The 12,861-nt window shown below is 39.1% G+C and carries 13 protein-coding genes and 1 tRNA gene; 9 read left to right on the top strand and 5 right to left on the bottom strand.

Annotated features, from left to right (window positions below; translation table 11 throughout):
- The first annotated feature begins 19 nt into the window (after nucleotides 1-19).
- Nucleotides 20-92 (top strand) — tRNA-Thr (locus tag HMPREF1535_RS02920).
- A gap of 276 nt (nucleotides 93-368) precedes the next feature.
- Here HMPREF1535_RS02920 and HMPREF1535_RS02915 read toward each other — a convergent pair.
- The 3 genes from HMPREF1535_RS02915 to HMPREF1535_RS02905 all read right to left on the bottom strand — a co-directional run bounded on the left by HMPREF1535_RS02915 (nucleotide 369) and on the right by HMPREF1535_RS02905 (nucleotide 2,091).
- Complete coding sequence (locus tag HMPREF1535_RS02915; RefSeq protein WP_007654582.1) at nucleotides 369-1,307, bottom strand: manganese catalase family protein; 939 nt, start codon at nucleotides 1,305-1,307, stop codon at nucleotides 369-371.
- 193 nt (nucleotides 1,308-1,500) lie between these two features.
- The gene (locus HMPREF1535_RS02910) at nucleotides 1,501-1,797 is read right to left on the bottom strand and encodes a YtxH domain-containing protein (RefSeq protein ID WP_007654581.1); all 297 of its coding nucleotides are present in this window, start codon (nucleotides 1,795-1,797) and stop codon (nucleotides 1,501-1,503) included.
- A gap of 36 nt (nucleotides 1,798-1,833) precedes the next feature.
- Nucleotides 1,834-2,091, bottom strand: coding sequence for a GlsB/YeaQ/YmgE family stress response membrane protein (locus HMPREF1535_RS02905; protein WP_007654580.1), 258 nt, complete (start codon nucleotides 2,089-2,091; stop codon nucleotides 1,834-1,836).
- Nucleotides 2,092-2,649: 558 nt separating this feature from the next.
- On the opposite strand from HMPREF1535_RS02905, the gene HMPREF1535_RS02900 reads away from it, so the two are divergent.
- The 7 genes from HMPREF1535_RS02900 to HMPREF1535_RS26165 all read left to right on the top strand — a co-directional run bounded on the left by HMPREF1535_RS02900 (nucleotide 2,650) and on the right by HMPREF1535_RS26165 (nucleotide 7,937).
- A complete protein-coding gene (locus tag HMPREF1535_RS02900) occupies nucleotides 2,650-2,997 on the top strand; it encodes a DUF6266 family protein (protein WP_046145243.1) in 348 nt (115 codons plus the stop codon).
- Nucleotides 2,981-3,286 carry a hypothetical protein gene (locus HMPREF1535_RS02895; RefSeq protein ID WP_007654575.1) on the top strand — a complete coding sequence of 102 codons (306 nt, stop codon included), beginning with the start codon at nucleotides 2,981-2,983 and terminating at the stop codon, nucleotides 3,284-3,286. The genes HMPREF1535_RS02900 and HMPREF1535_RS02895 overlap by 17 nt, the downstream gene beginning before the upstream one ends.
- A 336-nt stretch (nucleotides 3,287-3,622) precedes the next feature.
- Nucleotides 3,623-4,126, top strand: a complete 504-nt coding sequence (locus HMPREF1535_RS02890) for an outer membrane protein (RefSeq protein WP_046145242.1) — start codon at nucleotides 3,623-3,625, stop codon at nucleotides 4,124-4,126.
- 35 nt (nucleotides 4,127-4,161) lie between these two features.
- Entirely contained in the window at nucleotides 4,162-5,334 is a 1,173-nt protein-coding gene (locus tag HMPREF1535_RS02885; RefSeq protein WP_010802125.1) for an OmpA family protein, read from the top strand.
- An 88-nt stretch (nucleotides 5,335-5,422) separates the two neighbouring features.
- Nucleotides 5,423-6,460 carry a hypothetical protein gene (locus tag HMPREF1535_RS02880; RefSeq protein ID WP_010802126.1) on the top strand — a complete coding sequence of 346 codons (1,038 nt, stop codon included), beginning with the start codon at nucleotides 5,423-5,425 and terminating at the stop codon, nucleotides 6,458-6,460.
- A gap of 121 nt (nucleotides 6,461-6,581) precedes the next feature.
- On the top strand, nucleotides 6,582-7,664 hold the full coding sequence (locus tag HMPREF1535_RS02875) for a linear amide C-N hydrolase (protein WP_046145241.1): 1,083 nt from the start codon (nucleotides 6,582-6,584) through the stop codon (nucleotides 7,662-7,664).
- 81 nt (nucleotides 7,665-7,745) lie between these two features.
- Entirely contained in the window at nucleotides 7,746-7,937 is a 192-nt protein-coding gene (locus HMPREF1535_RS26165) for a hypothetical protein (protein ID WP_007654568.1), read from the top strand.
- Between the two features lie 104 nt (nucleotides 7,938-8,041).
- On the opposite strand, the gene HMPREF1535_RS02865 is transcribed toward HMPREF1535_RS26165, so the two are convergent.
- The gene (locus tag HMPREF1535_RS02865) at nucleotides 8,042-9,253 is read right to left on the bottom strand and encodes an NAD(P)/FAD-dependent oxidoreductase (protein WP_046145240.1); all 1,212 of its coding nucleotides are present in this window, start codon (nucleotides 9,251-9,253) and stop codon (nucleotides 8,042-8,044) included.
- 19 nt (nucleotides 9,254-9,272) lie between these two features.
- Nucleotides 9,273-9,638 carry a hypothetical protein gene (locus HMPREF1535_RS02860; protein WP_046145239.1) on the bottom strand — a complete coding sequence of 122 codons (366 nt, stop codon included), beginning with the start codon at nucleotides 9,636-9,638 and terminating at the stop codon, nucleotides 9,273-9,275.
- Nucleotides 9,639-9,922: 284 nt separating this feature from the next.
- On the opposite strand from HMPREF1535_RS02860, the gene HMPREF1535_RS02855 reads away from it, so the two are divergent.
- On the top strand, nucleotides 9,923-12,829 hold the full coding sequence (locus HMPREF1535_RS02855) for an ATP-binding cassette domain-containing protein (protein WP_046145238.1): 2,907 nt from the start codon (nucleotides 9,923-9,925) through the stop codon (nucleotides 12,827-12,829).
- Nucleotides 12,830-12,861 lie beyond the last annotated feature (32 nt).

The following is a 12,861-nucleotide window of genomic DNA, read 5'->3' as shown; positions in this document are numbered from 1 at the left end:
AAAAGTAATATATAAAGTTGCCGAAATAGCTCAGTTGGTAGAGCAATTCATTCGTAATGAATAGGTCACGAGTTCGAGTCTCGTTTTCGGCTCTCTTCTTGATTGTGGAAATACATCATTTATGGATAGTTTTCCCGGCGAAATAAGAAAAACTTCGCCGGGAATAATTTTAATCACCTGCAAGTGGTATTACGGTTACTTCTTTGCTGATTTTTTTTCAGAAGTTGAACACTTGCCTTCTTTTGTTTGGGTTTCTTTTTTTTGTCCCTTTTGTTTCTACCTGTTTTTTTTCATTCTTCTTGTTCATAATACGGTAATTTTTTAAATGAATAAATATATATTGGGCAACAGCATCTTTCCTGTTACCTTTATTTATCTTGATAACTACACCAACTCATGGCTCCTTCGGGCAAGGATGAAAGAACCTCTTTGCTACGCTCCTTCGCTAGTTTCTTGTCCATTTGTTGTACCTCTTTCTCCGTGCGGTGTGTACCTTTAGGTTTACGGTCGACGAGTCCATTTGTACTTCTTACTTCTTGCAAGGAATCGTCTATGTATTGCCATTCTTCCTTTAAACGTGTACTTTCGCCTTCATTCCATGGTCCGCGAGCATCTTTACCTTTGGACAGGTTGAAATACAAATTACTGTATTTGGGGGAGGTTTGAAACACTCCGGGAGGAAAGTTGGGTTGAATTGTCTCCAATGCTGCTTCGAATTGTTGAAAATGGGTTACCTCGCGTGTCATAAGAAACATGAGTGTTTCTTTCACATAGGAGTCATCCGTTAGCGGAATGAGGTTTTCGTATCCTATTTTTGCACGGCATTCTCCTGCCATGTTGGAGCGAAGATCTACTGTAAGATCCGCATTAGCGGATACGTAGGTAGCGCACCACGGGTTGCCATTACTGTCTGTCAGTGTTGGGCTGCCAGGAGAGGAGACTAGAAATTGCGGATTGGTGAAAGCTTGATGGATGAAATTTTCTTTGGCAGCTTTGCCGTCCATCATCTTATTGATTTCCATGTTTTCTGCCACATCTTTCATTTTGCCGTTAACCGGTCCGAGGAGCATTTGGATGGTTGCACCGACAATTTCGAGATGTCCCAGTTCTTCTGTTGCAATGTCCATCAACATATCATATTTGTCGGGGTGAGGATTATGGCAACTAAAAGCCTGTACGAAATATTGCATTGCCGATTTTAACTCTCCGTTGGCCCCTCCGAATGCTTCAAGGAGGACACGGGCGAAACGTGGATCCGGAGCGGAAACACGAGCATTGTATTGCAAATCTTTTACATGATAAAACATAATTCAAAAGTTTTAATTATACATATGAATATTAGAAGATATACATCTAATAAAAAAATAAGAAGTAGTTTATTTTAGTTGATATAACCTTTTATGAATAGGGAGAATCAACTATGAATAAATAAAATTATGAATCAATATTGATAGGTGTTATTCAATATATTTTAGATGCTTTTTGTTTCAAAAAATAGAATTATTTTTTTGAATTGTCGGCGAAATTGTGCACCTTATTTTTAAACTCATCGGCTTTCTCTGCGACCTTGAAAGTGTCGTTAGATACTTTGTCTGCTACTTTTGTTCCCGCATTCATTACTTTCTCTTTTGCGGAATCAATAACATCTTCAGATTTGCTTCCTATTTGATGAAGGTAGCGAGATGCTTTTTCTTTTAATTCTTTTCCTTTTGAAGAACAACTAAAACGGTATGCTATTACACCGATAATCGAACCTAAACCCAGGCCCATCCAAAATTTTGAACGATTTGCTTCCATAAATTTAATAGTTTTAAAAGATGAATAAATAATAGATTAAATATCTGTTTTATGTGGATCTTTGAACAATGAAACGATCCACAATAACAAGACTGCTCCGGCAACCGAAGTGATCAGACTACCCATAATACCGGCAGTTGCAATGCCCAACAGACCGAAAACCCAGCCTCCCAACAGACCGCCGATAATACCAACCAACAAATTAATGAGGATACCGAATCCTCCTCCTCTCATGATCTTTCCGGCAATAAAACCGGCTAAGATTCCGATAAGAATATACCATATAAAATACATGTGAATGAATTTTTTTGTACGTTAATATGAAAAGAACTATAAAGTGAATTATCAGTATTGGTACCGTGTCTTACTCACATATTAAAAACACTTCGTATAAAAAAATAGTTCGAGGTAAAAATATGAAATTAACAACTTTTTAATGATTTAATAATGATGTACAGTTATAACTATTTTGAATGTTTTTATCATTGCATACCACCTCTTCACTTCTTATAACAACTGCGAAAAAAATCGTGTTGAAATCGTATTAACATAAACTGTCGGAAAACGGCCCAGTTGTTAAAGAATTACCTCTCTTTTACCTCCGATTATAGGGAGTGGGGGTAAACGGACCTTTAACGGAGGTTCAACGGAGGTAAGATGGGGTTTTTCTATGTTAAAACAGGTAAGAATAATTATGTTTGTTTAACCGGTTTTGCGTGAACACAATTTTGGGTTATTCAGTAGCTCAAACTTTTTTCCGCCTTCTCTGGTTCTTAAAATAGAGTGCAACCTGACAAGTAGGCGAGACTCCAGATCTCTTAATTTTACTGTTATGGCACTCGGTAATGGATCATGACAAAGATTAGCGGATCGGCTGGCAATTTGACTTACCGCATCCTGGAAGGAAAGCAGGTAATGATGGGACGTATTCAAAAAATGACGAATCCCAAAACTGCTCTCCAAGTGAACCAACGTATTAAATTTCCTAATATCGTCGCGATGTATAGGGCGTTTCACGGATTGCTTAAGGAAGGCTTCGAAAAGAAGCGTAAAGGAAGAAGAAGTAAGGATGTGTCTGATTTCAATCGTTTTATGAGTGCTAATCTGCAAAGTGCACCGGTGTTTCTGACCCAGAGCGAGTCGGCTGCTGGCTATTGCTTCGCTGGTTACAGTGGCAGGAGTTGTGCGAAGTACAGGTGATCATACATTTGCCATCCAGAAAGATGACAAGGTCGTATTGGAAGGCTCACAACTTGGAGGTAATGGATCGGTACAAGTTGTTTATGGGACAACCGATAAAGAATCGGACGAACACAAAGTGACAGACTTGACTGTGGTTACGCGTACGAATAACCGCATCGAGGCTACTGTACCGGAAGAAGCCGCAGGTTATTGTTTTGGTTTCTATGTTACGCCACGCATGGTAGCTGTGTATGTAGGCGAACAGCAAAATCCCGGAACAGGCGGCGACAGGCCGGAGATTGAATGACTCTTATTTATCTACTTTTCCATTGGTATAATGTAATCTAGGGATAGCCCTCTTGTGAAAGAGGGTTATTTTTTTGTTTATGTCTTTTTTTAGTAAAAAACCAACTACTAATGAATCTGAAAAAATCTTAGAACACGAAATTATAATCTTACCAGATAAAACAAAATAAAAAATGCCATTGTTATTTTAATAAACATACATTATTTATTGAAACAATATATTATTTTCTGAATAATGTATTGAAGAATAAAATTATGGCAAATTGAATAATAAAATAGGTGTTTTAGTATTGTTTTAGATGTATTTAAGTGTATAATTTAAAAAAAAACTATTCAAATGAAAAAGATTCTTTTTATAGCATTTTTGCTGATAACATCCCTTGGCGTATTTGCCCAAAAAGGAGAATTTTCACTATTGGGAAATTTTGGTTATCAGACAGATTTTAAACGAGTCATGTTGGGCGCTCAAGGGCGTTATAATTTGACGGATCATGTACGTTTGGCACCGGATCTGATGTTCTTTTTTCCAAAGGATAAAACAACAGGATTGGATGTGGATGTCAATGCTCACTATGTATTTAATCTGAAAGAAGATCACTTGTCGCTTTATCCTTTGGCGGGGTTTAACTTACAGAATAATTTTCAGGGTAAACGAACTGTAAAAGGAGAAGATGGAGAAGTTACTTTAGATTCTCACAGTTCTACTAATTTCGGTTTTAATGTGGGAGGTGGATTGACTTATAATCTTAACCCGCGCAACTTTCTTAACGTCGAATATAAATATGTCTTTGGTAAAGACAATTCTTCTGTAATTGCATTTGGTTGGGGATATCGCTTCTGATCCCGATTTTTTTTCATCACAAAAATAATCCAATCATGAAAAAGTATTTGTTTATTATGGTGCTTTTTAGCATCATACAAACCTCTTTTGCCCAAACAAAAGAAGGTCAAAGTTTGGAACCGGCTCGTAAAGCAACTTTTATCAATAATGGTTTCTGGGATCATTGGTTCATTGGGGCTGGTGCAGGTGCTAATATATATTTCGGTGACAGGAATAGTGATGCCGACTTTTTCCATCGTTTCACTGTCGCGCCGGAAATTCAGTTTGGTAAATGGATTAATCCTTATTTGGGCACTCGTATCAAGGGTGCGGGGCTGACGAATCTGCATACGTTTAATGACAATGCGACTATTATGTCGCGTAACAGATATGCGAGTGTACAGGCGGATTTAATGTGGAGTATGACTGATTATTTTATGAAGTATAATTCCAAACGCGTGTATAGCTTTGTGCCATACGTAGGATTCGGATGGGCTTTTGGATGGGACTATGCAAATCAACCGGCTTATGCCGGCGGACATACTCGTGTAAACGGTATGACTCTCAATGCTGGTATTGTCAATAATTTTAAATTGTCAGACCGGGTGACTCTTTCTATTGAGTTTGCTGCAACGGCTGTGAAAAGCGAATTTAATCAGGTCAAGAGTAGTGGCAACTACGATATTTTGGGAACTGCTTCGGCTGGTCTGATCTTTAATGTGGGTAAGTCGGCAACTTTTTCGGAAGCCGAGTTGAGGAATCCGCAGGAGATTGATGAGTTGAACAGTCGTATTAATGAATTGTATGCTCAGAATCAGGAATTGGCAAAACGTCCTATAGATTGCCCGGATTGTCCGGAACCTGAGGTTATTACTGAGAAAGTGGTTGAATTTGAAGAAAATCCGTTAATTAATAATGTAGTTCTCTTTAAAATCAACCAAACAAAGGTAGATCCTTATCAGGGAGTTAATATTTATAATATTGCACAATATCTGAAAGATAATCCTCAGTTTAAGGTACGTGTGATCGGTTATACGGACCGTAAAACCGGAACAAGCCAGATCAACGAAAAGCTTTCTGCGGAAAGAGCACAAAATGTTGCCCGGATATTGATTAGTGATTATAATATCAATCGCGATAGGGTTATTGTGGAATGGGTTGGCGATAAGGAACCTCCTTTCGATAAACCGGAATGGAATCGCGCCGTGATTCTTTACGTAGAACAATAACGAATAAGGATGAGACCATCCCGTAATGTGTTTAGGAGATGGTCTCTATATTTTTAAGAACAGAGTAATTGATTAAAATTTAAGCATTATGACACGTTTAAATAATTGGGATGAATTGAAAAAAAGAGTTTCCTGGGGTAGTGTATTTGGTGGTGTGGTGACAGTGCTGGCTGTTTCTATTTTATTGTCGGTATTAGGCTCCAGTATCGGATTGTTTATGTTTGACCCATTTGCAGATAATCCGGTTTCGGGTATTGGGACTACGGTTGGTATAGGTACTGCTGTCGCTTTGATTGTCAGCATGATTGCAGGTGGTTTTGTAGCCGGTAAATTAGCAGGAGTAGATGGTTTGATACATGGCTTCCTGGTTTGGGGCACGACACTTATTGTCGGGGCATTTTTCGGCGTTTTACTTACTGTTGGAGCTGCAAAGTTAACTATGAATGCATTAGGAGCTGCATCGTCGGTTGCAGGAGGGGTTATTTCCGGAACTGGCTCGATTGTCGGTAGTGGAGTTTCTGCACTTTCGGATCAAGCGAAAGAATTATTCGGTGGAATTGATTTTAAAGTAGATTTGAAAGATGGAGAGATTCCGAAGGATATCCGTGCGGTGCTTGCTAAAAGCAAAGTGAAAGAGTTGCAACCCGATTATTTGCAGAAGCAACTTGAAAATGTAAAGACCGACTTAGGAAAATCTGTGAAGAAAGCGATTGCTTCTCCTGAAGATGCAGATGAAATTTTTAAAAACTTTCTTACCCGTTTGAAAGAACAAACGAATAATTGGACTAAAAGTATAGATCGTAATGACTTGGCCAAAGCCTTGGCAAATAATACCAATATGTCAAAAGCTGAAGCCGATAAAGCGATCAAGCAGTATACGGAAATTATGCGTAAGGCATCAACCGAAGCAGACAAACAAATCCGGAATCTGGAACAAAGTTTGGAGAAAGCGACCCAAGAATGGCAGGAAGTGAAACAGAATACATTAGAAGCTGCGGATAAAGCTGCGGATGCTGCCGCGCGATCAGCTCTTATATCTTTCTTTGCCCTGTTGATTGGAGCTGTTTTGTGTTGTTTGGCCGGTGCATACGGAAGCAGAAAAACACAGGAAAGAATCGATATATAATATACCTGCTAAATTATCATTAAATAAAATCTCTCTTTAAGTAGACGGGACGTATCTGTGAAGATGCGCTCCCGTTGGTTGCTGGTATTGGTTTTCTTTATAAAAATCAAAAATAAATAGTATGAGAACAAGATTATTTTTATTGTTTCTTGGTATGGCTTTAATATTTAAGTTCCCATTGAAAACAAATGCGTGTACAGGAATTACTTTGAAAAGTGAAAGTGGAACAACAATAGTGGCACGCACGATAGAATGGGGAGGAGGTAATTTGAATAGCCAATACGTGGTGGTTCCACGTGGCTATCAAGCTATATCGTACACACCAGATGGCATTAATGGTATGACTTTTAAAACCAGATACGGTTATGTCGGATTTGCAGTAGAACAGAAGGAGTTTATAGCAGAAGGTTTGAATGAAGTTGGGCTGTCTGCCGGATTGTTTTATTTTCCGAAATATGGAGAATATGAAAAATATGAAGCTTCTAAAAGAGATATAAGTATCTCCGATCTTCAGTTAGTCTCTTGGTTGTTGGGGGAGTGTGCAAGTGTAGATGATATAAAAGAGGCTATAAGTAAGGTTAGGATTATCAGTTTAGATCCCCAAATTTCAACAGTTCATTGGAGATTTGCCGATATTTCGGGGCGTCAGCTTGTGCTTGAAATAATAGGAGGAGAACCTCGTTTTTATGAAAATACATTGGGAGTCTTGACTAATTCTCCTGGGTTTGACTGGCAATTGACCAATCTTAATAACTATGTGAATTTGTTTCCTGGGGCGGCACCAGGGCAATCTTTAGGAGTACTCCGTTTGTCTCCTTTTGGTTCAGGAAGTGGTTTTCTGGGAATACCAGGTGATGTGACTCCGCCATCCCGTTTTGTACGTGCAGCTTTTTATCAGACTTCGGCACCCAGACAGAAAACGGCTCTAGATGTGGTTTTTCAGGCTTTTCAGATATTAAATAGTTTTGATATTCCGATAGGAATAGAAGTTGCTACGGGAGAAGTTGCAGCCGATATACCAAGTGCAACGCAATGGACTTCAGTTACTGATATGCAAAATCGTATAGTTTATTTCCGTACTATGTATAATAGCGCAATCCGGAGTATAGATCTGAACACGATAGATTTTTCTTCTGTTCAATATCATGCAAAACCTTTGGACAGAAGTAAACAGCAACCGATAGAGTCTATTATGGTTAAGTAGGGAAATGTAGGAATTTTTGGTGAATACGTTTAATAACATGTTGAACTTGAATTGTTCTAATATAAAAAGTGTGGAACAGGTATGGTTTATTTAGCAATATGGTTTATAGGCTTGGTTTTGGCTTTAAAAGCTGCACTTAGAATCTGGAATCTTAATGCTCCTAGAAGAAAAAGGCTGATAGCTGTTATATTGATAGTCTTTACCAGTTGGGTAGGATTGTTATTTTATGATTTTTATGGTAGGAGCAGATTTCCGGTGTGGTTAAACCACTAAGTGAAAAATGTAAATTTTTCCAGATGATTTGACATTGTTTTAGGAGGAATGAGAGTGATCTCTGTTCCTCCTTCTCTTATTTGTTAGATATTGGTTTGTGGCGTTTAGAGGATACGTTCGAAACCAAATATATCTTTGCGTTCGTCCTTTATTCCTTGTAGGGTATTACGTATGATCTGTGCACCAATCATACTGAATGTGATACCATTACCACCGTATCCTAGATCGAAAAATATATGTTTCGTTCCCGGCCATGTTCCAATAAAAGGAAGTCCGTCTTTTGTTGTACTGAATGTACCGCACCAAGCCATTTCTGTTTTGAAAGGTACAGAAGGTAATAGCTTGTGAAATTTCTTTTCAAGTATTTCCGTTTTTTTTCGAAGCAGTTCATCCCTTGCTTCTGGATCGTTGAATTCTTCATCCTCTCCTCCTATGATAATGCGGTTACCGCTAGTCCTTACATATATATAAGGTTCTTCAGTTTCCCAGATGAGGCAATGTTTCGTCCATAAGTCTTTACGGTCGATAGGGTGAGAGATAAGCGCGTAAGTAGAAGTTAACTTCATTACTTTCTTGGGTAGAAACTCTCCTGCTTCAAAACCGGCCGCGATGATTACATATTTGCATTGAATGATTGAGCCTTCCTTTGTTTTCAGTCGACAGCCTTCAGATATTTCTTTACATGACGTTACTTCTGTGTGGGTGAATATCTGTAAATGATTTTTTTGCATGTGATACCAGAGGAGTTGTGTCGCTGCTTTATAGGCATCAATCTGTGCTGATTGATCATTGAGTAACGCTCCCGCATAGGTTTTCAGTTTATATTTCCTATAAAGTTCTTCCTTGTTTAATAGTTTTGTTGGAAGTCTGTGTTGTTTGCGTATTTTATATTCACGTTCGATAAGTTTCACGCCTTTTTCATTACTGGCATAGAAAATGCTGGGTAGCCATTCAAAATCGGCATCAATTCCTGTTTCTTTTAAAACAGCCTCAATATCTGATATCGATTGAAGGCAAGAACGGTAAGCAGTTACCGCTTTTTTTTCACCGATTTGTTTTACCATTCGGCAAAGCGGAACATCAATTTCGTATTGTAGTAATGCCGTACTGGCAGCAGAACTTCCTGTGGCAATACTCCGTTTGTCCACAACGCAACATTTCAGTCCCGTTCGGCATAGTTCGTGTGCCATGAGAGCACCGGTAATACCGGCACCAATAATTACTATATCCGTTTCCAGATCCTTTTTCAAAGGATTAAAATAATCAAATAGAGGATTTTTAATTATCCAATAGGGTAATCCTGAATGTAAGTCCATTGTAATAAGTTTTTTATTTTTATATTTTTTCTACTTTATGTTTTATCTTATCTGTTCCTTTTCGGTTTTCTTTCTTAGTTTCATACAAAGTGTTTTTTAATTTGTCTGCCTCGTGTTCCACTTTTTCTATGGCATTATCCAAGGCTTTGTTTATATCGATCTTATTCTGTTTTTTATTGCTGCATGATAACGAAAGAAAACTAAACAAGCAAATTGTAGCTAATAAAAGTGTATGCTTGATCTTAACTTTTGATTTGCGTGAAAAGAAATATAATCCGATTCCAACAAATACAATCAGACCTTGAATGAATTTATTATTTCCAAATCTCTTCCTGTTCTCCAATATGGGAGTGGATTTCTTTACTGTGTTACTTTTTGTTTTCATACCATTTCTATATAAGTTAAACTTTTATGTATTTAGTTCTTGTTTCTTTTAGAAAACAGTATGAGAATATTTTTTGGTTGATAGTCTTAAGAAAACTGAAGAATATTTTTGAGAATTGTTTTATTGTTCTATAAAAAGGAATAAAAACAAATAACATTCTTTCTTTTATAAGAAATATAATTGTTTATATATTCGGATATTTTGGGGGATTAGTGTAAGTTTTTTCTTTGTTTCATATTTTTAATTTTATCTTTGTAAGATAATTCTTTATTATCTGTGAATATATGAATGAGACCATTCTGAACGGTTTGTTGAATCTGTTTGCTGTTTTTGCTTCGGCTGTACGTATCGAAGAACAACAGGCGAGCCGTGCAGTTCATTTCTATTTGTCCAGTCATTTCGGTGTCCGTTCCCATAAAGAGTATATTGAGTTATACAGTGAGTTGCGTAGCATGTACGATGATCCGCTTTTTCCTGTAGATAAGGAGAATGTGATCCGCAATATCTGTGAACAGATGAAGGTGAAGCTGGTGGCGGAAGAACAGCTGCTTCTTCTGGTCCGCTTTGTGGAGTTCGCCTATTCGAACTCGGAAGAGTTTGAAAATCATTTGCCACTCTTTCATCTGGTGGCTGATATTTTTGCTATTCCGCAAGAAGAGTTTGACGATATACTTGCTTTTATTACCGGAAAACCCTCTTCTTCTTTATTGACTATCAGTGGAGAGGATGCCGCCATAGGGAATCATATTACCCGTAAAGGGATGGACGGTTTTATTCGTGTACTCTTTATCCGGCGGTTTGACAAGCAAATCTTTACTTACTATGGCTCAGGTGTCGTTTTCATGAACGATATTCCTTTGTCGCCGGGTATCTTTTATGCTTGGCAGCATAGTAGTGTGTTGAAAGGACCGTTGTTTCTTCCGGTTTATTACAGTGATCTGCTGACCGTATATAATAAGAATGAACGGAAGGAAGCCATATTCCTGAACGGTAGAGATTTGAATTTTACTTTTAAGAATAGTACCAACGGTTTGCATAACTTTTCTTTTAACCTGGAATCGGGCCAGTTGGTCGCGATAATGGGAGGAAGCGGAGTCGGTAAATCTACTTTGTTGGGTATCATGAACGGGAATATCCGTCCCGATGAGGGTAGTATTACGGTGAACGGCTACCCGTTGGATGCCCCCGAAGCCCGTCAGTTGATCGGTTTTGTTCCGCAGGACGACTTGTTGATAGAAGAATTTACCGTGTATCAGAACCTTTGGTTCACGGCGCGTCTCTGTTTTGCCCGTCTTTCGGATCAGGAAATCAAAGCGCGGGTCGAAAATGTATTGAAAGAATTGGACCTGGAAGGGATAAAAGACCTGGAAGTCGGTTCCCCCATCCGTAAAACGATCAGCGGGGGACAGCGGAAACGGTTGAATATAGCCCTTGAACTGATCCGTGAACCGGCTATCCTGTATCTGGACGAGCCGACCTCCGGTTTATCTTCATCCGACTCCGAGAAAGTTATCATGTTGCTGAAAGAACAGACGCACCGGGGGAAGCTGGTCGTTGTCAATATCCACCAGCCATCGTCTGAAATCTATAAATTATTCGACCGTCTCTGGTTACTGGACCGGGGAGGTTATCCCATTTATGACGGAAATCCGATCGAAGCGATTATTTATTTCAAACAAGCTGCGAAATATACCGATCCGGATATCAGCGTTTGCAGTACCTGCGGGAATGTGAATCCGGAACTGATTCTGAATATTATCGACTCGAAGAAGATCGACGACTCCGGAAATCAGACGAACATCCGGAAGTTTACACCTGAAGAATGGCACGAGAAATATATTTCGTCGCGTCCGTCCTATACACCGGTTGAGGAGAAGGAACTGCCTGACAGCAAGCAGAAAAAACCGACCTGGTTCAAACAGTTTTGTATTTTCCTGGAACGGAATATCCGGACAAAACTGGTTAATAAGCAATATCTGGCAATTACGTTGCTCGAAGCTCCGTTGCTGGCGCTGATCGTTGCTTTGCTTACCCGGTATGTGGATGGTGACGAATATACTTTGCTGGCTAACAAGAATTTTGTGTCTTATATCTTTATGTCGGTTATTGTGGTTACCTTTATGGGGTTGAGTATAAGTGCCGAAGAGATTATAAAAGACCGGCCTGTCCTGAAGCGGGAACATTTCCTCCGGTTAAGCCGTAGCAGCTATCTTACATCTAAAATAGTTTACCTGCTGGGAGTATCCGGACTTCAGTCCTTACTTTTTATTTTAGTGGGAAATACGATCATAGGGGTAGGATGGGAGATGTTTGGTGTTTGGTGGAGTATCCTTTGGGCAACCTCTTTCCTAGCCAATCTGACGGGACTGATTTTGTCACAGTCGATGAACTCTGTCGTTGCGATCTATATAACTATTCCTCTTTTGTTGATCCCGCAGATATTGCTTTGCGGATTGGTTATCAAGTTTGATGATTTGAATACCAGTGCTTCAAAGGAAAATAAGGTCCCGTTGATCGGTGATATTATCCCTTCGCGCTGGGCTTTTGAGACCTTGATGGTAGAGCAATTTGCCGATAATGCTTACAATCAGGCTTACTTCCCGATAGAGAGGGAAAAATATCTGGCGCAGTATTATGAAAATATACATTCGAAAGAAGTGCGTCGCCTGGCTGAACAACTGGAGGGAAAAGATGATCCGGACAAACGTCTGACGGTAGAAAATGAACTTGCCGTATTGGGACGTGCCGCCCGTATCGCTTCCCGCCATGAAGGTGAAACTTACTTGTCGTATCTGGATAAGGTAGATTCAGCGTTGCACGAGCGCGCTCATAACTTTACGGCCTATCTGGATCAGGTACAGGAAAAGGATATACGCGAAAAAGGGGCTGAATGGGTAACCGAACAGAAGAAAAAGTATCATAATTCGGCTATCGAAGACCTGGTTATGGGAACCGGTGGCCGTAACTTTTATAAAGAGCACGGGCATCGCATCTATCCGGCCGTCGGTCAGATTTATATTGTTCCGGATAATCCGTTTGGCAGGGCTCCTTTCTATTCTTATGAGAAAAAACTGGGCAGTATGTTAATTTCTACCTATAATTTTAATTTATTGATTATAGGTTTCTTTGCATTATTAGCTATTATCGCTATATTCGCAGAGTTTCCGGGACGTTTCCTGAGAGAAGAATAAAAAAGCTGGAATATAAATTATTAAATAAAGTA

The organism is Parabacteroides goldsteinii DSM 19448 = WAL 12034 (assembly GCF_000969835.1).
GTDB classification, from domain to species: Bacteria; Bacteroidota; Bacteroidia; order Bacteroidales; family Tannerellaceae; genus Parabacteroides; species Parabacteroides goldsteinii.
Note: the sequence above shows the minus strand (reverse complement) of the source record. Positions and strands in the feature narration are given on the sequence as shown.

Bases quoted from the DNA above. Each gene is read 5' to 3' on its own strand.
- HMPREF1535_RS02880 (WP_010802126.1), top strand. From the start codon at position 5,423: ATGACACGTTTAAATAATTGGGATGAATTGAAAAAAAGAGTTTCCTGG.
- HMPREF1535_RS26165 (WP_007654568.1), top strand. From the start codon at position 7,746: ATGGTTTATTTAGCAATATGGTTTATAGGCTTGGTTTTGGCTTTAAAA.
- HMPREF1535_RS02900 (WP_046145243.1), top strand. From the start codon at position 2,650: ATGACAAAGATTAGCGGATCGGCTGGCAATTTGACTTACCGCATCCTG.
- HMPREF1535_RS02855 (WP_046145238.1), top strand. From the start codon at position 9,923: ATGAATGAGACCATTCTGAACGGTTTGTTGAATCTGTTTGCTGTTTTT.
- HMPREF1535_RS02860 (WP_046145239.1), bottom strand. From the start codon at position 9,638: ATGAAAACAAAAAGTAACACAGTAAAGAAATCCACTCCCATATTGGAG.
- HMPREF1535_RS02890 (WP_046145242.1), top strand. From the start codon at position 3,623: ATGAAAAAGATTCTTTTTATAGCATTTTTGCTGATAACATCCCTTGGC.
- HMPREF1535_RS02910 (WP_007654581.1), bottom strand. From the start codon at position 1,797: ATGGAAGCAAATCGTTCAAAATTTTGGATGGGCCTGGGTTTAGGTTCG.
- HMPREF1535_RS02905 (WP_007654580.1), bottom strand. From the start codon at position 2,091: ATGTATTTTATATGGTATATTCTTATCGGAATCTTAGCCGGTTTTATT.
- HMPREF1535_RS02915 (WP_007654582.1), bottom strand. From the start codon at position 1,307: ATGTTTTATCATGTAAAAGATTTGCAATACAATGCTCGTGTTTCCGCT.
- HMPREF1535_RS02865 (WP_046145240.1), bottom strand. From the start codon at position 9,253: ATGGACTTACATTCAGGATTACCCTATTGGATAATTAAAAATCCTCTA.
- HMPREF1535_RS02875 (WP_046145241.1), top strand. From the start codon at position 6,582: ATGAGAACAAGATTATTTTTATTGTTTCTTGGTATGGCTTTAATATTT.
- HMPREF1535_RS02885 (WP_010802125.1), top strand. From the start codon at position 4,162: ATGAAAAAGTATTTGTTTATTATGGTGCTTTTTAGCATCATACAAACC.